Below are 22,415 nucleotides of genomic sequence, written 5' to 3'. Positions count from 1 at the left end.
TCAACAGCACACAAACAGGGGTTACCGATTGATTTTATACCCCTTTGCGGCTCTGCAAATTCCCCTTTGCATCGTCCGTACTCCGTGCCACTTGCCTTGCTGAACACCTATTTGCTATACATCTATTTAAATAAGTGTATATATAGCTTCTCCCCTTCATCCAATTGTCGAATCTTTTGATAATTTTACCGCCCAAACCAATAAACAAAGAAACGAATTCTTGCTATAATAGCAGGCAAATTCATTAATAAACTCAACGAACTGTTGCCATATGGCCTGTGCCAACATTGGTAAGGCAACGAAGGAGCGTATAACTTTGAACATTCGTTGGCGAAGAAGCCTTAACCTGTTTATGACGCTGGGGATACTGCTGAGTCTGGTTTTACCCTGCCTTACCCTCACCACCCATGCCGCCGACGATAATGTAATTCATGTAGGCTTCCCCATCCAAAAGGGTCTCACCGAACTGGAAGACGACGGAAGTTATACCGGCTATACAGTTTCTTATCTGGAAGAACTGAGCAAATACACCGGCTGGGAGTACGAGTATGTGCAGATTGATGGGAACATCAACACCCAGCTGACCACCCTCATGAATATGCTGAAAACCGGCGAGATTGACATGATGGGAGCCATGACCTACCAGGAGTCGCTGGAGGAGGTATATCTTTACCCCAATTACAGCTACGGCACCTCCTATATTACTCTGTCGGTCGCTAAAGATTCTACTAATTGGATGGCCGAAGATTATGGCAATTGGGACGGCATCCGCATTGCCACCTACCCTGGTTTTGAACGCCGTCTGCCCAATCTGGAAAAATTTGCCTAAGTAAACGGCTTTAGCTATGAGCTGGTTCCCTACGAAACCCTGGAGGAATGCGAGATCGCCGTACTGAACGGCGAAGCCGACGCCACCTTACAGGTGGATATCTCGATGGACCCCGGTCTGCGGGGTATTGCACGGTTCCACCCCACTCCGTTTTATTTGGCATTGAGCAAAACACGGTCGGACCTTTTGCAAAAGCTCAACAACGGCATGAACAGCCTGAGTATTTCTTTCCCCACCATCCAAACGGATTTGCACAACAAGTACTTTGGTTGGGACGGTCATTTCCGTATTTCCGGTAAAAATCGGGAATACATCGAAAGCCTTGGCACGCTCAAGGTTTTGTTCTTTGACGGCAACGCCCCCATTCAAACCCAGCAGAACGGCCATTTGGAAGGTTTGGCAGTGGATTATATGGATTCCTTTGCTAAGGCTACCGGCCTGAAATACGAGCCCGTTGTGGTGCAAAACTTCCAGGAGGCTTTGGAACTGCTGAACAGCGACCAGATTGATTTGATTGCTGCACTGCCCCTTAACGCCAATCTGGTAAACGAATCCGGCCTGATGCTGAGCACTCCCTACTTTACAAGCTATGGTGTGGTGGTTTCCAGCCCGGATGTAACCAGCATCGATTACAGCTCTGTGCAGGTTCTTTCGGCCAACACCCAAAGCACCCTGCAGCAGCTGCGCTGCAGCCGCAACACCAGCATTTTGCTGGATGCCCAGCTCATTCAGATTTTTAACAGCTATGCTTCTAACCTGAGCGACAATGTGCGCCAGGAAATGCTCTACAAAAACTCTCAGATTATTTCCTCCTACACCTGGCAGGAACTGGTGTATATCTACTGGTTTCCTGTAACCATTGTGGGCGTACTGCTTTTAACTGCCATTGTCATTGCACGCCTTCTGCACAAAAACCGGATGCTGCGTGTAATCAAGACAGAGAGCGAGCGCATCTATCAGCTGTCTAAACTGACCGAAGAATGTTTGATGGAATACAACTACAAGGACGATGTTTTGCAGCTGCAAAACAACCAGTATGTGTTCCTGAACATGAACCCCATTAAAAACTTCCTGCATCTTAACCCCGCCAGTCAGTTTACTCATTCATATGAACTGGAAGCTTACACTGTGCTTAAGGAGATGCTTTCCACCCGCAGTGTGGAGCGGCATATAAACCTAAACATTGGTGAACAGAAGGTTTGGTTCCGGGTGGATTTGCGGTATGTGCAGGATGATTATTCCGACTATGCGGTCGGCCGTATTGTAAATGTAAGCACCGAAATGCTCTCGAAATAGCAGCTGCAGCAGCAGGCCAGCACCGATGGCCTTACCGGGCTGATGAACCGTGTGGCTTTTGCAGAAAAAATTCAGCAATTCTTAACCCAAGAGCCGGCAGAAGGCATTCTGCTGTTGATTGACATCGACAACTTTAAATGCCTGAACGACACTAAGGGCCACATGGCTGGCGACCAGGTACTGCGGGATTTTGCCCAGTACATGAACCAATTCTTCCGCTCCTGCGACTGGAAAGTCCGTTTGGGCGGTGACGAATTTGTACTGTTTATTCCCAACAATATGGAGCGTACTGTTCTTGAAGAAAAACTTACTCAGTTTCAACTTCAGGTAAAGCAGGTAGTGTTCTGCTCCTATCCGGATGTTCCCCTGTCCCTCAGCATTGGTGCCTGCTATATTAACCCAGAGTTAAGCACCTACTCTGCACTGTATCAGGCAGCGGACGAAGCCATGTATGTGGCAAAGCACACTGGCAAAGGCCGCTGGTATATCCACCAGCAGAAGGACGCCCAGGAGCAGCAAACCAGCGATTCTGCTGCTGCGCAAACCAACGCCTGACCCCTTTCGCTTTATTACATTTTGCAAAAACCACTGGTTTTATTACCATTGGTTTTTGTTTTGTCTGCCTTGCTTGGGCACTTGGCAGCGTTGGGCTGGGCTGTTTTGGCTTGCCTCTGCCCCGCAAAAGCTGCTGTGAAAACAGGCTGCGGGCCGGGGCGCCCTCTCCTTTGGGCTTTGGGTAAATTAACTGCCACAGGTGCGGCCCTTGTGTGGCATTCGGAACAAGGCATCCACTTGACCGGTTGCCATGCTGGCAAAAGGCTGGCTTGGGGCGGCTGGCAGCCCAGAATTTGAGCCATCTTTTAAAACCTTTATTTTTTTAAAAAAAATTTTGCAAAACCCCTTGCATTTTACAAAATCCATGCTATAATAAATATCGTCGCTGAGAGATGCGGCAAGCAAATATGCGGATGTGGCGGAATTGGCAGACGCGCTAGATTCAGGTTCTAGTGGTAGCGATACCGTGGGGGTTCAAGTCCCTTCATCCGCACCAAGCGAAACACCCTGTAAACCAATGGTTTACAGGGTGTTTTTGTGTTTGCCGGGCTGGGGCTTTGCTTCGCAAGAGGAAATCCAGCGATTGCACTCTCTGACCCTCCATGATTCTATCGTCCCTTGCTGGTTACCAGCTGACAAAAAGCGGCGCAGCCTTGCAACAGGCTGCACCGCTTTTTATAGAGTTACAGGTTAGTCTTCCCACTTTTCGCACAGGGCTTCAATCTGGCTTGCAAACCGGGCCAGCTCCTTATTGGCATGGCCTTCCTTGCCTTTGATAAGGTTCAACAGGCGGTGGCCTGCATCCAGCAGCCGACGGTAAACCGGGTTCTGGCTGCGCAAACCAGCCTTCTTTTCTTCAATGCGCTTGCGGTTGCCCAAAGCCAGGCACTGGCCGGTGAGCAGGTCGTACTCGGCGCCGTTGTAGGGGGCGGTAGCCGGGTACCCCAGTTCTGCAGTAAGCCGGTTTGCAAAAATATCACAAACGGTATCCTCGCCATGGGTTACAAACACCCGCTGGGGTTTGTGGTCCTTAAATCCTGCGGCCCAGCGCATCAGGCCCTCGTTGTCCGCATGGCCAGAAACACCTGCCAGCACCTGAATGTTGGCCCGCACCTCAATGGTTTCGCCAAACAGCCGCACCTGCCGGGCACCCTCTACCAGGGCACGGCCCAGGGTGCCGGGGCTTTGGTAGCCCACAAACAGAATGGTGGACTGGGGCCGCCACAGGTTATGTTTCAGATGATGGCGGATTCGGCCTGCTTCGCACATACCGCTGGCAGACAAAATCACCTTGGGGCGTTCGTCAAAGTTGATGGCCTTGGAGTCATCGCTGGTAAGGGAGAGTTTCAGGCCGGAAAAGTTCAGCGGATTGATGCCCTGCTCCACCAGGGCACGGGCTTCCTCGTCGTAACATTCCTGCCACTGTCTGCGGAAAATTTGGGTGGCTTCCACTGCCAGAGGGCTATCCACATACACGGTAAAATCCCCGTGGCCTTTTACCAGATTGCGCTCCTTGATTTGCCGCAAAAAATAGAGCATTTCCTGGGTGCGGCCCACCGCAAAGCTGGGAATTACCAGATTGCCGCCCCGGTCAAAGGTGGATTGAATCAGCCCTGCCAGCTCGGTTACATAGTCTGGCCGGGGGCCGTGGCTTCGGTCGCCATAGGTGGACTCCATCACCACATAGTCCGCTTCTTTCAAGATATGGGGATCCCGGAGCAGGGGCTGGTGGTCGTTGCCGATATCGCCGGAAAAAACCAGCTTTTTCTGCTGTCCATCCTCGGTAACCCACAGCTCGATGCTGGCAGAGCCCAGCAGGTGGCCCACATCCACAAAACGGCCTGTTACCCCCTCGCACACCTCAAAGGTTTCGCCGTATTCAATGCCCTCAAACAGCTTGAGGGCCGCCTCGGCATCCTGCATGGTGTAGATGGGCTGGTATTCCTCGGCACCGGAACGCTTTGCCTTGCGGTTGCGCCACTCCGCTTCAAACTCCTGAATATGGGCCGAGTCTCGCAGCATGATGTTGCACAGTTCGGTGGTGGCGGTGGTGGCCATAACAGGGCCACGGTAGCCGTTTTTCACCATCAAAGGAATCCGGCCGGAATGGTCAATGTGGGCATGGGTCAGCAGCAGGCAATCCACCTGGCTGGGGGCAATGGGCAGGGGCTGGTTTTCGTAAATGTCCCGGCCCTGCTCCATGCCGCAGTCTATCATGATGTTTTTTTCGCCCACTCGCAGCAGGTAGCAGCTGCCGGTAACCTCATGGGCAGCACCCAAAAATGTAAGTTTCATCAAACGACGCCTCCTTTATTGGGCCGGTGGGTCAACGCCCCTGGCGGCCATACAAGGATGTACAGCACTGTGAGGCTTTGCAAAAAATCTGCACATCCTTTACTTGCTTTTATTATACCCCCTTTGCCAGCAGCTTACAAGCAATTTTACAAAAAGCAAAACCATACAATTTGCATCTTTTGGGCAAATTGTATGGTTTTGTTGGTTTTAAGGATTCCAGCGCAGGCAAACGCCGCCAAAGGCAGCGGCTTCCTGCTGGTCGTGGGTAATCAGCAGCAGCCAGCGGCCTTGCAGCGTATCCTGCACCCAGCGGATGGCTTTTTGCCGGGTGGTTTCGTCCAGGCCCTTGAATGGCTCATCCAGAATGATTCCATCCCCAGGGGCCAGCAGCGCCCGGGCCAGCGCCACCCGGCGCGCCTGCCCGCCAGAAAGCTGGGCTGCCTGCTTGTGCAGATCCTGCTGGTTCAGCCCCAGCTGCTGCAAGGCTTGCACAATCTGGTCAAGGCTGCACTGGGCAGCAGCCAGCGCCACATTCTGCACCGCCGAAAGCTGCGGGCAGAGCCGATCTTCCTGAAACTGAGCCACCAGATGACCGGTGCACTCCACCCTGCCCTCGTCGGGCTGTTCCAGCCCCAGCAGCAGCCGGGCCAGAGTCGTTTTGCCCCGGCCTGAGGGGGCCATCAGCACCGTGGTGCCCTCCAGGGTGAGGGTAACATCCCTGAGCACCGGCACCCCTTGGTATTGCTTGCTTACATGGGTTAGCATGGCTTTCATGGCTGCACCTCCCATCTGCGGCCCAGCCAGGCCAAAAGCCGCAAAAACAACCGCTCACACAGGGTGCTTGCCGCCACAATCACCACCGTGCAGGCAAACAGCTCCCCTGTTTCCAGATACAGCTTTGCCTGATAGAGGGCTTCGCCCAGGCTGCCGGAGGGCAGGCCAATCACCTCGGCAGCAATGCCGCTTTTCCAGGCAAGGCCCATGCCCACGGTGCAGCTTTGCACAAAATAGGGCCACACCTGGGGCAGCCAGATGGCCCCCAAGGCCCTTTGCCAGGGAATCCGAAAGACCTGGGCCATCTCCAGCAGCTGGGCGTCGGTGCTTTTGATGCCTTGCAGCACCGCCGTATACACCACCGGCAGCACCATTAAAAAGGCAATAAGGGTGCACAGATTGCTGCTGCGCACCCAAAGCAAGGCCAAAATAATAAAACTAGCCACCGGCACAGCCTTCATCAGCTGCATCAGGGGCGAAACCAGAGCCTGCGCCAGCTGGACAGCGGCACTGAGCGCAGCCAGCAGGCAGCCCACCCCGGCAGCGGCGGCAAAGCCCACCAGAATGCGCAGGGCACTAAACCCCACCCGGTGCCAAAACGCCCAGCTGCCTGCAAGACGCAGCAGGGCAGCCAGGGTTTGCAGGGGCGAAGCCAGTAAAAAGCTCTGGTTCAGGGCGGCGGCCCCCAGCTGCCATACCAGCAGCCAGAACACCACCGCCCCCAGTTGCTTGAGCCGGCCCTTATGCGCCATAGTAGAAGGCGTCATCGGGCAGGGCACCGCCCACCGAATCGGCAGACTGGTTGAACAGAACCTCCAGGTAACCGCTGAGGGCCTGTTTCATCTCGGCACCATCCATGTACACCAGATTGCAGGCAGGCAGGGCCTTCTGGGCCAGGGGAGCCTTTGCCACAATGCCGGCCTGTGCAATCAGCTCGGCAGCCTCGGCAGTATTCTGGTTCACCCACTGGATGCTGTTCTTGTAATCCTGCAAAAAGCTGGTTACAGCCTCAGGGTTCTGCTGGGCAAATTCGGTGCGCACCACCAGCACACCGGTGATGAGCTGGCTGTCCTGGTTTACCTTGTTCCACTCCTGGGTCAGGTCCAGCGCCACGGTCAAGCCCTCCACCTGGGCCTGGGCGGCAGTTACATAGGGCTGGGGCAGCACGGCCACAGCATCGCCGCTGGCAGCTTGCAGGGTAGCCAGCACCTCGGTGGCCTCACTCTTGTATTCCACGGTCACATCCTTCTGGGGGTCCAGACCGTTCTGGGTCAGCAGATAGTTCAGCACATACTCCGGGGTAGTGCCCTTACCGGTGGAATAAATGGTTTTGCCGGCCAGGTCTGCAATGCTTTCCACCGGCTGGCCGGTGGTTACTACATACAGCACACCCAGGGTATTTACCGCAGCCACCTGCACTGCGCCGTTGGTTTTCTGGTACAGGGTGGCAGCCAGGTTTGCAGGGATAGCGGCCATGTCCAGCTCGCCCTTGGTGAGCAGCGGTACAATCTCGTCGGCACTGCCGTACATCTCCACCTGGTAGGCAGGGGTTTCCAAAGCAGCCTGGTCGTCCATCAGCTTTACCATGCCCATGGTGGTGGGGCCCTTCAGGCCAGCGGCACGCACCAGGGTCTGGCTTACAGGAATACTCTCATCCTGGCTGGCAGATACACTGGCGGACACACTGCTGGGCTGGCTGGCGGAGTTGGTGCTGGTTACAGATACAGAGCTGCTGCCAGAACTGGTGCAAGCAGCCAGGCTCAGAGCCAGAGCCAGGGCGGTTGCCAGGCTTACAATACGCTTCATCATGATTGATTCTCCTCTTTTGTTTTATATTGCCCTCCCTGGCCGGGGTCGCTGTTCCCCCTTGCCCGGTACGGGTTGCGTTTTCGGTTTCATTTTACTATAATAAGGGAAATCATACTGTTGCAGCAGCAACTCAGCTGCATAGGGAGGCCGCTTATGGGCAATGCACTTTTAACCGATTTTTTCCCCCTGCTGCTTGGCACCAGCCTGTTTCAGGGGCTGAGTCACCAGGAGCTTGCGCAGGTGCTGGAATGCTTTCAGCCCAATGTTCGCAGCTTTGCCAAGGGGGAAATTGTGCAGCTGGCCGGTTATGCGGTGCAGCAGATGGGTGTGGTGCTCACCGGCAGCCTGGAAGCTGTGAAGGGCACGCCAGAGGGGGCCAGCGTAGCCATTACCCGGCTGGAGCCCGGCAGCCTGTTTGGGGATGTACTTTCCGGGTCGGACACAAAAAGCCCTGTTACCATTGTGGCCTGTACCGGCTGCACCATCCTGCTTTTGCCCACCCAGCAGCTGCTCAACCCCCGCCCAGAGATGCACCCGTACCACCTAAAGCTGCTGCAAAACTGGGCTAAAACCCTGTCAGAAAAATACTTTGCGTTGAATCGGCGGGTAGATTTACTGATTTTGAAAACCCTTCGGGCCAAGCTGTGCGCCTACCTGCTGGAGCAAGCCCAGCTGGCCGGGGCCGATACCTTTACCATTCCCTTTACCCGCTCCGGCCTGGCCGATTACCTGAACTGTGAGCGCACCGCCCTCTGCCGGGAAATCTCCCGGATGCGGGCAGATGGCCTGATTGAAACCTACAAAAACAGCTTTAAGCTGATGAACAAGGCGGAACTTTTGCGCCAGCACCAGCGATAAGCAAGATTCCCAAGGGAGGAACCATGGAAAAAGAAATCTGGAAAGGCAGCGTACTGCTGGGGCCTATCCCCCCGGTGCTGGTAAGCTGCGGCACCCCGCAAGCCCCTAATGTGTTTACGGTGGCCTGGGCGGGCATTATCAACACCCATCCGCCCCGGCTCTCCATCTCGGTGCGGCCCAGCCGGTACAGCTACGAGCTGATTTGCAAAAGCGGCGAGTTTGTGGTCAATCTGCCCACCACCGCCCTGGCCCGTGCAGTGGACTGGTGCGGCGTAAAAAGCGGCCGAACCGAGGATAAATTCGCTCAGATGGGCCTTACCCCCTTGGCTGCCAGCCAGGTGAGCTGCCCCCTGGTGGGGGAAAGCCCGGTGAACCTGGAATGCAAGGTATTTCAGCAGATTGCCTTGGGAACCCATGATTTATTTTTGGCGGACATTGTGGCCGTGCAGGTAAGCCAGTCTTTGCTGGACCCCAAAGGCCGCCTTTGCCTGGAACGGGCAGATCTGCTGGCCTACGCCCATGGCGAATATTATGGGCTGGGCCAGGCCATGGGCACCTTTGGCTGGAGCGTACGCAAACAGCCTGCTGCCAGCGGCAAACGGCAGCCCTCTGCACAGGGAGTCCCTCAGGGGCCAAAGGCGGACGCTCCGGCACGCACCCAGCGTTCCTTTACAAAGCGTCCCAAAAAGCACAGCGGCACTCAGCCCGGCCGCACTCAGCACTCCGGCATCCAATTTGCAAAATCCGCAAAGCCCAAAAAGGCAGGGCGAGGCCGGGGGTAAAAGCCTTCCCTGCTCCGCCCCTGCCGGAGAGGGTTTGTTGTGCCGCCTTTGTTTCATCACATAAAAAAGAGAGCAGCCCAGCTGGGCTGCTCTCTTTTTTTCGGCTGATACAGGGCAAGCCCCCTGGGCCAGACGAGTTACTCCTGTGCCAACAGGTCGGCCTGGTCCGGGTGCTTTGCAAACCAGTTTGCTGCGTAGGTGCAGCTGGTGCGGGTTTTTAAGCCATTGGCCCGCAGCTGGGCCACACAGCGTTCCATCAGCTGGCCGGCAATGCCCTGGCCCCGCAGGCTGCCGTCCACAAAGGTATGGTTAATGTCCACCACGCCGGGGGCTACTTCCGGATAGGTGATGCAGGCCAGCTCCTGCTGACCATCGGTGTAAACAATGCGGTTTTCCAAAACTTGAAACTCCATCATGCTCCATCCTTTCTTAGCTGGGTGTATTCACTGCGGCTGGTTAAAAGCCTTTGGCTGCCAATCCGGCAGACGGGCCTCCTTGAGCCAGCGCAGGTCGTCACTTTCAGAAAAATCCTCCCGGTCCAAGGTCAGGCAGGGGTTATAGTACGGGTCCCGAATCAGCTGTTCCCGCCCAAACCGCTGGTACAGCCGGGCCTGTTCCTGGGCAAACCGGGCCTTTTTGGCCTGATCCTTTTCGTCGCTGCCCCGGCTTTTGCTCTCGTAATGGTAAAGTTTTGCGTAAGGGGTCCACACAATGCGCCAACCTGCCTGGCGTACCCGCAGGCAGAAATCCACATCGTTAAAAGCCACGGTGTAGGCTTCGTCCAAGCCGCCCACTGCATCGTATACCTGGCTGCGCACCAGCAGGCAGGCAGCCGTCACAGCAGAAAAATCCTGCACGGTGCCCATGCGGAACATATAGCCGCCGCTGGTAGCAGGCCGGTACTTATGGCTGTGGCCAGCATAGCCGCCCAATCCGGTGATGATGCCAGCGTGCTGCACGGTATCATCGGGATAGTACAGCATGGCGCCGCAGATGGCTACTCCCGGCCGGCTGGCCTGCATGAGCATCTGGGTAAGCCATTCCGGGTTAATGACCTCCACATCGTTGTTGAGCAGCAGTAGATACTCTCCCTTGGCAAAGCTGCGGCCAAAGTTGTTGATGGCCGAGTAGTTGAAGGGCCCCTCCCACTGCACCACCTGCAAATTGGGGTAGATCTGCTTTGCTTTTTCATAGTATGCAAAGGTGTCGGGGTTTGTGGAGTTGTTTTCAATCACAATCACTTCAAAGTGCTGCCAGGTGTTTTTTTGGTACACCGAATGCAAGCACTGCTCCAGATCCTGCACATGGTCCTTGTTGGGAATCAGAATACTCACCAGCGGCTGGCCCTGGATGGCCCACTCCACCTTGTAGGTGCTGGGGTAGAGCCCAGGCACCACCTGGCCCTGCTGCCCGGTGCGGGTAAGATGGTCCTGAATGGCTTTTTGTGCTGCCTTGGCCACATAGGGCTTTGCTTCCACGCCGCCGCTGGTGCTGCCCCCGTGCACCCGCCAGTAATACAAAACCTGGGGCACATGGACAATCTGCTCTTGGGGCAGGTTCTCCAGCAGCCGCAAAAACAAATCATGGTCCTGGCTGCCGTCACATTCCGGCCGCAGGCCCCCCAGCTGCTCAAACCGCTGCCGCCGGAACACCGCCAGATGGCAGATGTAGTTGCAGCACAAAAGATACTCCGGTGCGTAATCCGGCTTAAAATGGCCCACCAGCGGTTTTTTGATGCTGTGGGTAAACAGGGCCTCATCGCTGTACAAAAATTGTGCCCCAGTAGCCAGAATGGCCTGCTGCATGGTATACACCGCATGGGGTGCCAGGATGTCGTCATGGTCTGCCAGAGCCAGATAGTCCCCGGTGGCCATGCTGGCCGCTGCGTTGGTGTTGGCGCTGATGCCCAGGTTCTGCACCTGCATATAGCGTATTTTTTGCCCTGCAATGGCCATGGCCTGGTCTACCTGCGCCTTGACCTGGGGCTGGTGGGCCGGGTCGGAGGCATCCGCCAGGCAAAGCTCCCATCTGTCGCTGGTTTGCTGGAGCACACTGTCCAGCAGCTGGCTTAAAAAGTGGGGCGGTGTGTTGTACAGCGGCACACAGATGGAAATTACCGGCGCATCAGCCAGGGGATTTTGCCGCTGGGCTTGCAGCACCTGGGCTTTGGGCAGGTACCGTTCCCGCTTGCCAAAAAACCGGCGGCGCACAAAGCCGGCACCCCGGCGCACCATGGTTACCGGGCCTTCCTGCTGCACCAGCTGAACCGCATACCCGGCCAGTTCCTTCATTCGTTTGAGCTTCTGATTCACACCATCACCTGTTTGATTTGATTGGGGCCTTGCGCTATCAGCGCAGGCCGTAGTTCTCGTACTTTAAATTCAGATGCCGATTGTAATAAGGGTCGCCCTGTTCCATCAGGCTGCCGTAGGCTTTAATAAAATTGGCCTTTTCTCTGGCATAGCGCACCGCATTGGGGCCTTCCTCGTCCGAGCCACGGCTCTTGCTCTCGTGGTGATACGCCTCGGCAAAGGGCGTAAACACATTCAGATAGCCCATTTTCCAGAGCTTGAGGCCCAGGTCCACATCATTGTAGGCCACCGCAAAGGCTTCCTCGTCCAGGCCGCCCACCCGGTCGAACAGTTCCGCCTTTACCATCAGGCAGGCACCGGTAACGGCCATCATGTTTTGGGGCACCGCCAGCCGGTACATATCACCGCCAGACTCACGGGGGTGTCCCTTATGACTATGGCCCGCCGTGGAGTTGATGCCCAAAAATACCCCAGCGTGCTGGATGGTATCATCCGGGTAGTAGAGCTTTGCACCCACACAGCCCACATCCGGCCGCTGGCTGTACATGAGCATCTCCACCAAAAAGTCCGGGCTCAGCAGCTCCACATCGTTGTTAAGCAATAGCAGCTGTTCGCCCTTTGCAAACTTGCGGCCAAAGTTGTTGATGGCCGAAAAATTAAAGGGGCCTTCGTAACGCACCACCTGAAGGCAGGAGAACTTCTTTTTTGCCTCCTCGTAGTAGGCAAAGGTGGCCGGGTCGGTGGAGTTGTTTTCAATCACAATCACCTCAAACCGGCTGTACCCTGCAAACTGGTACAGGCTTTCCAAACAGCGGGAAAGATCGTCCACATGGTCCTTGTTGGGAATGAGAATGCTCACCAGGGGGTGACTGGTAAGCTGGTAGCGCACCCGGTATGCGCCGGGATTGCCCGGAATACTCTCCACGGTACCGGCTCTGCCGGCACGCTCCAGATGTGCGGCAATGGCCCGCTCCCCGGCTGCCAGAGCGTAGGGCTTTGCATCCATACCGCTGGCGGTGGAATTTGCATGGCTGCGCCAGATATAGAGCACATAGGGCAGATGCACGATTTTTTGGGCCTGTTCAGTAAGGCGCAGAATCAGGTCATGGTCCTGGCTGCCGTCAAATTCCGGCCGCAGTCCGCCCCCTGCCCGTTCCAGCAAGCTGCGGGAAAAGGCGGACAGATGGGTGATATAATTGCAGCCCCGCAGATAATCCGGGGAGTAATCCGGCTTAAAGTGGTAGCTGACCACATTTTTCAGGTCTGCGGTAAGAATAATCTCGTCGGAATAAACAAAGTCCGCCCCCTGCACCGCCTGCTGTGCCACCATATACAGGGCGTTCAGATAGAGCACATCGTCGTGATCCAGCAGTACAAACCAATCGCCCTTTGCCCGGGCCAGGGCCTGATTGGTGTTTTGAGCAATGCCCTGGTTCTGCTCCAGCCTGTGGTACACAATGCGCTTGTCCTCTTTGGCCAGCCGCAGCACCTGCTGCATCACCTGTTCCTGGTGCTGGCTGTCCGAGGCATCGGCTAATACCAGCTGCCAGTTCCGGTAGCTTTGGTTCTGCACGCTGTGCATCATCTGGCGCAAAAAGGGCAGCGGGGTGTTGTACAGGGGCACCACCACACTGATGAGGGGGCCGCCCGGCACACCCTGGCTTCGCTGGCGCTTCAGTTCCCGTTTGCTGGGCACATCCGCCCGGTACTCCCAGCCATCCCGGCCGGTGGCAAGGTCCACCCGGAACTTAATTTCCCGGCGCAGTCCCTCCATGCCATCCTCCCGCAGGGTCTGGGTGCACCAGCCTGCCACCTTGGCAAGATGGAGCGGGTTCAGCATGCGCAGTACCATACCGGGAATGCTGTCTCTTTTGGGGGGCTTGGCAGCGGTCTGTTCCTGCTGCTCCTGGCTGCTTTGGGCGGCTTTCACTGCCTCATTGGGTTGTTCCTGCGGGGGGAACGAAGCTTGTTTTTGCTCTGCCATTGGTTTATGATTCCTCTCTTTGCCCCGCCATCCTGATGCATGGGGCTAAAATTGCACAAAGCCGCACCGGCTAACAAGCGTTTTGTTTACGGTGCGGCTGTTTGTTTGCAGTTATTGTTCATCCGGTCAGCGGGTGGTCTGCTTGTAGGCATCGCACACCTGCTGCACCGGGCCATCCATTTTGATGCGGCCATGCTCCAGCCATGCCACCTTGTTGCACATCCGCTCGATTTGGTCGATGGAGTGGCTTACCAAAATCACGGTAGTGCCGCCGCTCAGCAGCTTTTGCATCCGCTTTTCGCATTTTTCCTGGAATAAAAAGTCGCCTACGGACAAAATTTCGTCCGCAATCAAAATATCCGGTTTGGTAATGGTGGCCACAGCAAAGGCCAGACGGGCCACCATACCGCTGGAATAATTCTTGAGGGGAACATCCAAAAAGTCCTGTAATTCGCTGAACTCCACAATCTCGTCAAAGTGTTCGTCCAGGTATTTGGGGCTAAAGCCCAGCACGGTGCCATTCAGGTAGATGTTTTCCCGTGCGGTAAGGTCCATATCGAACCCGGCACCCAGCTCAATGAGGGGGGCCACGGTGCCATTTACCCGGCAGCGCCCCGCTGTGGGCTTGTATACGCCGGAAATTACCTTCAGCAGGGTGGATTTTCCGCTGCCGTTCAGGCCCACCAAACCGTAAAAGTCTCCCGGTTCCACCGTCAGGCTTACATCCTTCAGGGCATAAAATTCGTCAAATTGCAGCTTTCCCTGTACCAGCTGCAAAAAGTATTCTTTCAGGCTTTCGCTTTTTTCTTTGGCAAGGTTAAAGCGCATGGATACATTTTCCACCTGAATCATGGGTGCCATCTTTCCTGCGCCTCCTTTACATATACAGCACAAAGCTGTCCTGGGTTTTTTTGAATACCAGAACACCCAGGGCCATCATGGCCAACGCCCACACAGCGCACACCACAATCTGGCCCAGGCTTAAAAGCTGGCCATCCATGACGGTGCAGCGGAAGGCATGAATGTACTGATAAATGGGATTTAGGTTAATCAGCTTTACCAGCAGCGGATTACCAAATTGCTCAGGGGTGTAAAAAATTGCCGAAAACCACATCAGCACGGTGGTGAACACCTCCCACAGGTGCATCACATCCCGAAAGAACACGGTTAAGGATGAAAGCACCATGCCCACGCCCAGGCTGAAAACAGCCAGCATCAGCAGAGGGTAAGCCCCCAGTAGGATGGTCCAGTGCAGGGGGGCGCCGGTAAAAATCATCACCAGAATCAGCGCAATAAAGCTGAACAGGCAGTTCACCAGCCCAAAGCAGACCTTTTGCAGGGGAAAAATATACTTGGGGATATACACCTTGCGCAGCAGCATGGCATTGTTCATGATGCTGGACATGGCCATGGTGGTGGAGTCCCGGAAGAAGTTAAACAGCAACTGGCCAATTACCAGGTAAACGGCGTAATTTTCGATGCCGCTGCCCCGGAACTGGGGCATCAGGGAGCCAAAAATCACAAACATTACACCGCACATCAGCAGCGGGTTAAGCACACTCCAGGCCACACCCAGCACGCTACGGCGATATTTCAGCTTAAAATCCCGGCTAATCAGGTTGTACAGCAGGTACCGATATTTAAAAAAATCCTGCATCGTAGCTTTTAACATACCCTGCACCCTCACATATCCTTAAAGCAGTCAAAGGACTGCTGGGCAAAGGGGGTGTGCTTGCCATCCTTCTCGCTCAGGCGGTACTCACAGCCGCAATCCGGCCACTGAATGCCCACCGTGGGATCGTTGTAGGGGATGCCGCCCTCTGCACTGGGGGTGTAGTAATCGGTGCATTTGTAGCAGAATTCGGCCTCATCGCTCAGCACCAAAAAACCGTGGGCAAAGCCCTTGGGCACATAGAACTGCTTTTTGTTTTCGGCACTCAGCACCACGCCCACCCATTTGCCAAAGGTGGCGCTGCCGGGGCGGCAATCCACCGCCACATCAAACACCTCGCCCTTTACCACACGCACCAGCTTGCCCTGGGTGTGCTCGGTCTGGAAATGCAGCCCCCGCAGCACGCCACGGGTGGAGCTGGACTGGTTGTCCTGCACGAATTCATCCGCAATGCCGGCAGCGGCAAACTCCTCCTTTTGGAAGGTTTCCATAAAATAGCCGCGTGCGTCACCAAAGACTGTGGGCTCCACGATTACAACGCCCGGCAGCTCGGTTTGAATAAAATTGAATTTTCCCATGCAGAACGCTCCTTTATTTTAGACGGTCATCCATCCTGATTCTGTTGGCAAACCCATTGGCATTGCACAGCAAAGGCCGCCGGGTTGCCCTTCCGATAAAGTTCCAGGGTATATTGTACCGTATCTGTTTCAAAAGCGCAACACTTACTATCTTACAGGGAATTGGGCCGGCAAAGTCTTTGCCAGAACGGCTGCTGCCAAGCGGGCTGTATTACCGCCGGGGCAGCTGGTTGTTCTGGCCGGGCCTGCGGCGAATCTGCCCACCGGTACGGTTGGTGCGCTGCTCCCACCGGGGGCTGGGCTGGTAGACCACAAAGGGGCTGTCCGGCAGCCAGCTTTCCTGCTGGTTCTGGCTGGCCTTTTGCCGTGCCACCGCCGCAGCACCGCCCTTGCGTTTTAACCCTGCAGCAGCTGCCGCAACAATTGCCGCCAGCACTGCCATACCTGCCCCCAGGCCCACCTTCCACACCAGCGGATCCAGGTAGGCTTTGGCCTCCACCAGCTGGGTGTTGGCCTCCAGCAGTGCCGCCAACCCGCTTACCTTCATATCCACTGCCGCAACCAGGCTGGGCTGAATCCCGTTGCTTTCTGGCAGCTTGTACAAAATCTGCGCCTTAAACCCCTGCCCCAGCAGGTAGTGTTCCGGCACCGCATATTCTACCGTTACATCCTGTGCTGTAAAGGCATCGCTCAGCAGGGCCGAAGCACCTGCCGGCGTGAGGGTAAGGTTGCCCAGGGCGGTTTCGCCGCCCCCCATCAGGGGCACGCTGAGCGTTTCGGCGGGAGCTGCCAGCTCCACCCGGCTGTAATGGGCAAAGGCATAATCCAGCAAAGCCGCTGTATCCAAAAAATGCACCTTGGTGGCGGCGGATTTCAGCACAACGGAAATCAGGTTTATGCCGTCCTGCTGGGCGTAGGTCACCAGGGTGTGGCCCGCCTGGTCATGGTAACCTGTTTTGGACCCTACCACATAGTCCCGGTAGTAGGTGGCCCCGCCCACCCGCATAAGGTCTGCACACCAGAAGGTGCGGGCCGGCTGCATATTGGTGGCCTCCATGGGCCAGGACTCCTTGCGGCTGAACACCTCCAAAAATCCCGGCACGCTGAGTGCCCAGCGGGTCAGGTTTGCCATGTCCCGGGCGGTGGTGTAGTGCTGGGCATCGTGCAGGCCATGGGGGTTCATATAGTGGGTATTGGTCAGGCCCAGCTGCTGGGCTTTTTGGTTCATCTTGTCCACTCCGCCCTGGATGGTATCATCGTCGCTGATATACTCTGCCAGCGCATTGGCTCCATCGTTGGCACTTTCCAGCTGGGTGCCGTAAATCAAATCCTGCAGGCTTATCACCTCGCCGGGAAGCAGCGCTATGTGGGAGGAACCCTGCTCCAGGCTGGTGGTCACCTCCTGGCTGATGGTGCGCTGTTCGCTCCAATCTCCCTGGGCTTTTTCCATGGCCAGTGCCAGCGTCATAATTTTGGTAATGGAGGCCGGGTACATCATCTGGTCGGGATTTTTCTCCATAATAACCTGGCCGGTATCCGCATCCATTACCACATAGGCTTCACAGGTAACCTCCGGCAATTCCTGGGCAGCGGCAAAGGGAGCCATCACCCAGGCCAATGTCAGGGCTATGATGCATATCGTTAATGGTTTTTTCAACACACTTGTCCTCGTTTTTTCTCGCAATTTGGCCACTGTACTTGGCTCAAGGCCAAACCAGTGCAATTTTATTATAGCGTAGAGTTTTGCCGCCATTCAATACCGCCACAAAATTTACACAGGTTCCGCTACTTCATGGTATAGTAACTGCAAGGCGTTTTTTTTCAAAAAAGGAGGTTTTCCTATGTGTTCTATCCCATCAAAACAGGAACTGCGCCGCACTGCAAGGGCTTTTTTAAGCCTGAACGGCCCCTCTCAAGGAGCAAAATGGGGTCAGGCCATGGCCCGGCAGATTACAGCCCTGCACTGCTGGCGCACCGCCCGCACCATCTTTTGCTTTGTGAGTACCTCCAAAGAGCCGGACACCAATCCCCTGCTGCAAGCGGCACTGAGCCAGGGCAAAACACTCTGTGTACCCCGGCTGGGCCAGCATCCGGGCCAGATGGATGCGGTACCGATTCAAACTCTGGAGCAGCTGGCTCCCACCCCTCTGGGCTTGTGGGAGCCGGCGGCTGCCCTGCCAGCAGCAGACCCACAGCAGCTGGACCTTGTGATTGCCCCCTGCCTGATGGCCAGCACCACCGGCCAGCGGCTGGGCCAGGGGGGCGGCTATTACGACCGCTTTCTGACCCGGTGCTGCTGCCCGGTATTGGTGCTCTGCCCCCAGGAGCTGGTGCAGCCCCAGCTGCCGGTTACTCCACTGGACCATCCCTGTGACGGGGTTGTAACCCAGCAGCAGATTTTAGCCATGCCCGGCACACAGTGCTCGACTAAATATTAAACATTCAGCAGCGGCCCCAGCTGGCGGCCCCGGAGCGCACTTTCCAGGGTATCCTCAATCAAATCAAAGTCGCTTTGCATACTGTAGGGCTTGCGCAGGTAATCATCCTGTGCAAAGGGAACCACATAAAAGTGCTTGCGGGCCAGCAGGGTGGCCAGATTTTGCAGGCTGCCCAGCAGTGCATCGTTGGTGGAAATGGCCAGCACCACCGGTTTGCCGTTGCGCAGCATACTTTTTGCTGCCAGCGTAACCGGTGTATCGCTGATGCCTGCCGCCAGCTTTGCCAGGGTATTGCCGGTGCAGGGGGCAATCACCATGGCCTGTGCCAGCTCCTTGGGGCCAAGGGGTTCTGCCTGCTGGAGCGTTTCCAGCGGGCGGCAGCCGGTGGCCAGTTCCAGCCGTTCCTTCCATTCCTGTGCCCTGCCAAACCGGGTATCCATGCTGGCAGCGTTAAAGCTCATAATCGGAATGACCTGGCTGCCCCGCTGGACAGCTGCTTCGATGCGGGGCAAAATCTGCCCAAAGGTGCAAAAGCTGCCGCACAGCCCCCACACGATGGTTCGTTGTTCCATTGTTTATTCCCCTCTTTCTTGCAAGATAGCCAGCACCGTTCTGGCCACAAATTCACCGGCGGTATCCGGCGCACAGCGGGCAGGCAGGCTCAAGGCCCGAATGGCATGGATGCCCCTCTGCCGGGCGGCCTCCAGATCCACCCCGCCGGGCAGGCTGGCCAAATCCACCACCAGGGTGCCGGTGGCCATCTGGTCCAGCTGAGCCGCCCCCAAAACCTGGGCAGGTATGGTGTTTACCACCGTATCAAAGGAGTGCAGGGCCGGTTCCAGCTGGCTTAGCTCCAGCACCCTGCACCCCTGAGACTGGGCCAGCGCACGCTGGGCACTGCTGCGCACCGCCACCGTTACATAGGCCCCCAGCCCATTCAGACGCTGGGCCAGTGCCTGGGCGCAGCGGCCATACCCCAGCACCAGCACAGGGCTATGCCAAAGGGTACGGGTTCGGTTTTGCAGCAGCAGGGCAATGCAGCCCTCTGCGGTGGGAATGGCATTCAGCAACGCCAGCTCCTCCCGGTCCAGATAATCGTACAGTTCCAGATTTGCTTCCCGGGCGGCATCCCTTGCCTCGTCAGAGACCTTGCCTGCAAAGGCCACCAGCCCCGGCACCGCCTGCTGCAAAAGCTGGGCAAAGGCTTCCCGATGGCTGGAAAGGGGCATGGGCAGCAGCGCATACTGTGCCTTATGCAGCCCGCTGGCAGGCACCACCACACAGCCCTGCTTCTCCAGCCAGGCGGCAGCTGCCTGCTGGCGGGCATCCTGCCCAATTACCGCAAAAATGCACATGGTTGATTCATTCATCTTGTTCCTCCCTCCCGTTTAAATGGGATGCGGCCTTTCCCGCAGATAACAGGCACCGGCCGCTCGTGTTATGGTATGCCCCCCGCCTGTGAATGGTGAAACCCCAAGGCAGGGCAAAAAATCCCGTAAATCTGTTTATTTTGCCGGGCAAAGATTATATAATAATAAACAACGATTCGGGGCCTTGTGCCCACCCCACTAAGAAACCGAGGTAACGAAACATGGATTTGAACGAAACATTGAGCTCCGATGTACTAAAACACGCAAAGCGACTGCATTTTGTGGGCATTGGCGGCAGCGGTATGTTCCCCCTGGTGCAGATTCTCCGGGACCGGGGTTACGAAATCACCGGCAGCGATGTGAACGAGGGCAGCATTGTGGATGCCGAGCGGGCCATGGGGATTGCCGTGTACATGGGCCACAAGGCCCAGCAGGTGCATGGCGCCGATGCGGTGATTTACTCCGCAGCCATCCACACCGAAAATGCCGAGCTGCAGGAGGCAAAGGCCCTGGGCATTCCCACCATCGAGCGCAGCCAGCTGCTGGGCTATGTATGCCGGATGTACCCCAACAGCATCTGCGTGGCAGGTACCCACGGCAAAACCACCGCAACCTCTATGATTACCAGCCTGCTGGAACTGGCCGGGCAGGACCCTGCCGCTGTGATTGGCGGCAAGCTGCCGCTGATTGGCGGCTACGGCAAAAATGGCCGGGGCAGCACCATTGTGATCGAATCCTGCGAATTTGCCAGCACCTTTCTGCACCTGAGCCCCGCCATTGCTGTGCTGCTGAACATCGACAACGACCATCTGGACTACTACGGCAGCATGGACAATCTGAAAAAGGCTTTCCACGACTTTGTGGCCCTGGCCCAGAACACCGTAGTGGCCAATGGAGACGATGCCCATGTGCTGGAAGTGGTCAAGGACCTGAAACAGCCGGTGTGCACCTTTGGCATTCAAAACCCGGCAGATTTCCGGGCGGAAAACATCCGGGAATACAAGCCCGGCTTCTTTGCCTTTGATGTAATGCACCAGGGGGCTGTTTTTGCCCAGCTGGAGCTGGGTGCCCCCGGCTACCACAACATCTACAACGGTCTGGCCATGGCTGCCTGTGCCCACCTGTGCGGTCTGACTGGCCAGGATGCTGCCGCCGCAGCCGCCAGTTTTAAGGGTGCAGGCCGCCGCTTTGAAATTTTGGGCGAATTCAACGGCGTAACCGTAGCGGACGACTACGCCCACCACCCCACCGAGGTGGCCGCCACCCTGAACACCGCCTCCAAAATGGGCTACAACCAGGTATGGGCGGTGCACCAGCCCTTCACCTACTCCCGCACCCGGGAACTGCTGGATGAGTTTGCGCAGGTGCTGCAAATTGCCGACCATGTAGTGCTTACCCCCATCATGGGCAGCCGTGAGGTGGACGATGGCAGCGTTTGCAGCCAGGACCTGGCGGATAAAATCCCCGGCTGTGTGGTGGTGGAAGGCTTGCAGCAGGCGGCGGACTATGTGCGCCAGCACGCCCAGCCCGGCGACCTGGTGCTCACCATGGGCTGCGGCGATGTATACAAGGCGGCCCACATGATGCTGAAATAAGTTTTCCACACCGGCAGACTCTTGTGGTGGAAAACCGCCCGTTGCCCCATCCGCTGCGGTTCCGGTTTTCTTTTGGAACTATGGATTCCGGCTTGTGGGGTTTGCTTTGCACGCCCCGGCGTGAGCCGAATGTTTGATAAACCAAAAAGCCCCCAGCCAGCGGCAACAGGTCCACTGGCTGGGGGCTTTGCTTTGAGATGAAAGAATGGGGAATGTTTTGCCTGCCGGGCTGGCAGGCAGCGGAGCGTTACTGCATGGGCACCAGCCCCACACTCACCCGCAGGGCCTGGTCCACCCGGCTTTGGTCCTGGGGGGTAAGGCAGCCGGCCTTCTCCCGCAGGCGGCGTTTATCCAGAGTGCGAATCTGCTCCAGCAGCACAATGCTGTTTTGGCGCAGACCGCAGCTTTTTGCTTCCAGCCCAATGTGGGTGGGCAGGTTGGTTTTATCTTTTTTGGATGTAATGGCAGCTGCAATCACGGTGGGGCTGTACCGGTTGCCCACATCGTTCTGCAAAATGAGCACCGGCCGGATGCCGCCCTGCTCCGAGCCCACCACAGGGCTCAAATCTGCGTAAAATACTTCTCCTCTATGCACTTCCATGGTCTGTACTCCCTCCACTATACTTTCGGCCCATGCCCCAGGACGAGCCGGTGTGCGGCCCTATGTGGCCCCCTGCGGGGCGGTGGGTGTTTTGTTGTTGTGGTGGTAGTATGACCGGGGCGCAGGCAGTTCAAACCGCCTGCCAAAAACTTTCATTTTTTGCTCTGGTTCAGTCCTGCCGCTCCAAAATTACAAAGGCCTGGGCAATGCCCCCATCATGGGCCAGGCTCAGGTAGGCCTGTACCTTTTGTTCCTGTGCCCACTGGGCCGCCTGCCCCAGCAGTGCAAAGCAGGGTGCGCCGCTGGGCTGGCGCAGCACCTGAATCTCCCCCAGCTCAAACCCGCCAATGCCGGTTCCAATAGCCTTTAAAAAGGCTTCCTTGGCAGCAAAATTAGCGGCTGCACTCTGCTTTTGGCGGCTGGGTGCCAGCTGCTCAAGCCATTGCCGCTCCTGGGGGCCAAACACCCTGCGCCAGAAGGCCAGGCTGGCCAGGCTTTTTTCCATTCGGTCAATTTGCACCACATCGGTACCGATGCCCTGTATCATGGCAATTCTCCTTGCTTTTTGGCTTTTGCTTTATCTTACCACATCCGGGCAGCTTTCGGCAGTGGGCCGGGTATTTTTTTGGCTCCTGCACCGGGCAAAACGGTTGCATTCCCGCCGGGT

22 protein-coding genes and 1 tRNA gene are annotated in these 22,415 nt (G+C 56.5%); 8 read left to right on the top strand and 15 right to left on the bottom strand.

Annotated features, from left to right (window positions below; all coding sequences use genetic code 11):
• Positions 1-316 precede the first annotated feature (316 nt).
• The 4 genes from ACH2EM_RS08075 (at position 317) to ACH2EM_RS08060 (ending at position 3,176) form a co-directional block, all read left to right on the top strand.
• Entirely contained in the window at positions 317-829 is a 513-nt protein-coding gene (locus ACH2EM_RS08075) for a substrate-binding periplasmic protein (RefSeq protein WP_395151695.1), read from the top strand.
• 105 nt (positions 830-934) lie between these two features.
• A complete protein-coding gene (locus tag ACH2EM_RS08070; protein WP_395151693.1) occupies positions 935-2,125 on the top strand; it encodes a transporter substrate-binding domain-containing protein in 1,191 nt (396 codons plus the stop codon).
• Between the two features lie 3 nt (positions 2,126-2,128).
• On the top strand, positions 2,129-2,680 hold the full coding sequence (locus ACH2EM_RS08065) for a GGDEF domain-containing protein (RefSeq protein ID WP_395151770.1): 552 nt from the start codon (positions 2,129-2,131) through the stop codon (positions 2,678-2,680).
• A gap of 409 nt (positions 2,681-3,089) precedes the next feature.
• Positions 3,090-3,176, top strand: a tRNA-Leu gene (locus ACH2EM_RS08060).
• Between the two features lie 194 nt (positions 3,177-3,370).
• Here ACH2EM_RS08060 and ACH2EM_RS08055 read toward each other — a convergent pair.
• From ACH2EM_RS08055 to ACH2EM_RS08040, 4 genes are all read right to left on the bottom strand, one after another.
• The gene (locus tag ACH2EM_RS08055; protein WP_395151691.1) at positions 3,371-4,975 is read right to left on the bottom strand and encodes an MBL fold metallo-hydrolase RNA specificity domain-containing protein; all 1,605 of its coding nucleotides are present in this window, start codon (positions 4,973-4,975) and stop codon (positions 3,371-3,373) included.
• A gap of 207 nt (positions 4,976-5,182) precedes the next feature.
• On the bottom strand, positions 5,183-5,749 hold the full coding sequence (locus tag ACH2EM_RS08050; protein WP_395151689.1) for an ATP-binding cassette domain-containing protein: 567 nt from the start codon (positions 5,747-5,749) through the stop codon (positions 5,183-5,185).
• Complete coding sequence (locus tag ACH2EM_RS08045; RefSeq protein ID WP_395151687.1) at positions 5,746-6,516, bottom strand: ABC transporter permease; 771 nt, start codon at positions 6,514-6,516, stop codon at positions 5,746-5,748. Before ACH2EM_RS08045 ends, ACH2EM_RS08050 begins: the two co-directional genes overlap by 4 nt.
• Positions 6,491-7,558, bottom strand: a complete 1,068-nt coding sequence (locus ACH2EM_RS08040; protein ID WP_395151685.1) for an ABC transporter substrate-binding protein — start codon at positions 7,556-7,558, stop codon at positions 6,491-6,493. The genes ACH2EM_RS08045 and ACH2EM_RS08040 overlap by 26 nt, the downstream gene beginning before the upstream one ends.
• Before the next feature lie 153 nt (positions 7,559-7,711).
• On the opposite strand from ACH2EM_RS08040, the gene ACH2EM_RS08035 reads away from it, so the two are divergent.
• Together ACH2EM_RS08035 and ACH2EM_RS08030 are read left to right on the top strand one after the other, a co-directional pair.
• Positions 7,712-8,416 (top strand): Crp/Fnr family transcriptional regulator, encoded by a 705-nt coding sequence (locus tag ACH2EM_RS08035; protein ID WP_395151683.1) that lies wholly within the window; start codon positions 7,712-7,714, stop codon positions 8,414-8,416.
• A gap of 23 nt (positions 8,417-8,439) precedes the next feature.
• Positions 8,440-9,198 carry a flavin reductase family protein gene (locus ACH2EM_RS08030; RefSeq protein ID WP_395151681.1) on the top strand — a complete coding sequence of 253 codons (759 nt, stop codon included), beginning with the start codon at positions 8,440-8,442 and terminating at the stop codon, positions 9,196-9,198.
• Positions 9,199-9,335: 137 nt separating this feature from the next.
• On the opposite strand, the gene ACH2EM_RS08025 is transcribed toward ACH2EM_RS08030, so the two are convergent.
• From ACH2EM_RS08025 to ACH2EM_RS07995, 7 genes are all read right to left on the bottom strand, one after another.
• Complete coding sequence (locus ACH2EM_RS08025; protein WP_395151679.1) at positions 9,336-9,614, bottom strand: GNAT family N-acetyltransferase; 279 nt, start codon at positions 9,612-9,614, stop codon at positions 9,336-9,338.
• 27 nt (positions 9,615-9,641) lie between these two features.
• The gene (locus ACH2EM_RS08020) at positions 9,642-11,510 is read right to left on the bottom strand and encodes a glycosyltransferase (protein WP_395151677.1); all 1,869 of its coding nucleotides are present in this window, start codon (positions 11,508-11,510) and stop codon (positions 9,642-9,644) included.
• Positions 11,511-11,547: 37 nt separating this feature from the next.
• The gene (locus ACH2EM_RS08015) at positions 11,548-13,494 is read right to left on the bottom strand and encodes a glycosyltransferase family 2 protein (RefSeq protein ID WP_395151675.1); all 1,947 of its coding nucleotides are present in this window, start codon (positions 13,492-13,494) and stop codon (positions 11,548-11,550) included.
• 126 nt (positions 13,495-13,620) lie between these two features.
• Positions 13,621-14,355 (bottom strand): ABC transporter ATP-binding protein, encoded by a 735-nt coding sequence (locus ACH2EM_RS08010; protein ID WP_395151673.1) that lies wholly within the window; start codon positions 14,353-14,355, stop codon positions 13,621-13,623.
• 16 nt (positions 14,356-14,371) lie between these two features.
• Positions 14,372-15,166 carry an ABC transporter permease gene (locus ACH2EM_RS08005; protein WP_395151671.1) on the bottom strand — a complete coding sequence of 265 codons (795 nt, stop codon included), beginning with the start codon at positions 15,164-15,166 and terminating at the stop codon, positions 14,372-14,374.
• Between the two features lie 11 nt (positions 15,167-15,177).
• Complete coding sequence (gene rfbC, locus ACH2EM_RS08000) at positions 15,178-15,744, bottom strand: dTDP-4-dehydrorhamnose 3,5-epimerase (RefSeq protein WP_395151669.1); 567 nt, start codon at positions 15,742-15,744, stop codon at positions 15,178-15,180.
• Positions 15,745-15,955: 211 nt separating this feature from the next.
• A complete protein-coding gene (locus ACH2EM_RS07995) occupies positions 15,956-17,401 on the bottom strand; it encodes a D-alanyl-D-alanine carboxypeptidase family protein (RefSeq protein ID WP_395151667.1) in 1,446 nt (481 codons plus the stop codon).
• 184 nt (positions 17,402-17,585) lie between these two features.
• Here ACH2EM_RS07995 and ACH2EM_RS07990 point away from each other — a divergent pair, with 184 nt between their 5' ends.
• On the top strand, positions 17,586-18,182 hold the full coding sequence (locus ACH2EM_RS07990) for a 5-formyltetrahydrofolate cyclo-ligase (RefSeq protein WP_395151665.1): 597 nt from the start codon (positions 17,586-17,588) through the stop codon (positions 18,180-18,182).
• Here the strand turns inward: ACH2EM_RS07990 and ACH2EM_RS07985 are convergent.
• Both ACH2EM_RS07985 and ACH2EM_RS07980 read right to left on the bottom strand, forming a co-directional pair.
• Positions 18,179-18,754 (bottom strand): dipicolinate synthase subunit B, encoded by a 576-nt coding sequence (locus tag ACH2EM_RS07985; RefSeq protein WP_395151663.1) that lies wholly within the window; start codon positions 18,752-18,754, stop codon positions 18,179-18,181. The genes ACH2EM_RS07990 and ACH2EM_RS07985 overlap by 4 nt on opposite strands.
• A gap of 3 nt (positions 18,755-18,757) precedes the next feature.
• Positions 18,758-19,552, bottom strand: a complete 795-nt coding sequence (locus ACH2EM_RS07980) for an NAD(P)-dependent oxidoreductase (RefSeq protein WP_395151661.1) — start codon at positions 19,550-19,552, stop codon at positions 18,758-18,760.
• A gap of 221 nt (positions 19,553-19,773) precedes the next feature.
• On the opposite strand from ACH2EM_RS07980, the gene murC reads away from it, so the two are divergent.
• Positions 19,774-21,147 (top strand): UDP-N-acetylmuramate--L-alanine ligase, encoded by a 1,374-nt coding sequence (murC, locus tag ACH2EM_RS07975; RefSeq protein WP_395151659.1) that lies wholly within the window; start codon positions 19,774-19,776, stop codon positions 21,145-21,147.
• Between the two features lie 247 nt (positions 21,148-21,394).
• On the opposite strand, the gene ACH2EM_RS07970 is transcribed toward murC, so the two are convergent.
• Both ACH2EM_RS07970 and acpS read right to left on the bottom strand, forming a co-directional pair.
• Positions 21,395-21,748, bottom strand: a complete 354-nt coding sequence (locus ACH2EM_RS07970) for a type II toxin-antitoxin system PemK/MazF family toxin (RefSeq protein ID WP_395151657.1) — start codon at positions 21,746-21,748, stop codon at positions 21,395-21,397.
• A gap of 169 nt (positions 21,749-21,917) precedes the next feature.
• Positions 21,918-22,295: a holo-ACP synthase gene (acpS, locus tag ACH2EM_RS07965; protein WP_395151655.1), complete on the bottom strand. Its 378-nt coding sequence runs from the start codon at positions 22,293-22,295 to the stop codon at positions 21,918-21,920.
• Between the last annotated feature and the right edge of the window lie 120 nt (positions 22,296-22,415).

The sequence above is a fragment of the uncultured Allofournierella sp. genome (genome assembly GCA_944382705.1).
Classification (GTDB): domain Bacteria; phylum Bacillota; class Clostridia; order Oscillospirales; family Ruminococcaceae; genus Allofournierella.
The sequence above is the reverse complement of the archived record's forward strand: the minus strand, read 5'-3'. Positions and strand labels throughout refer to the sequence as shown.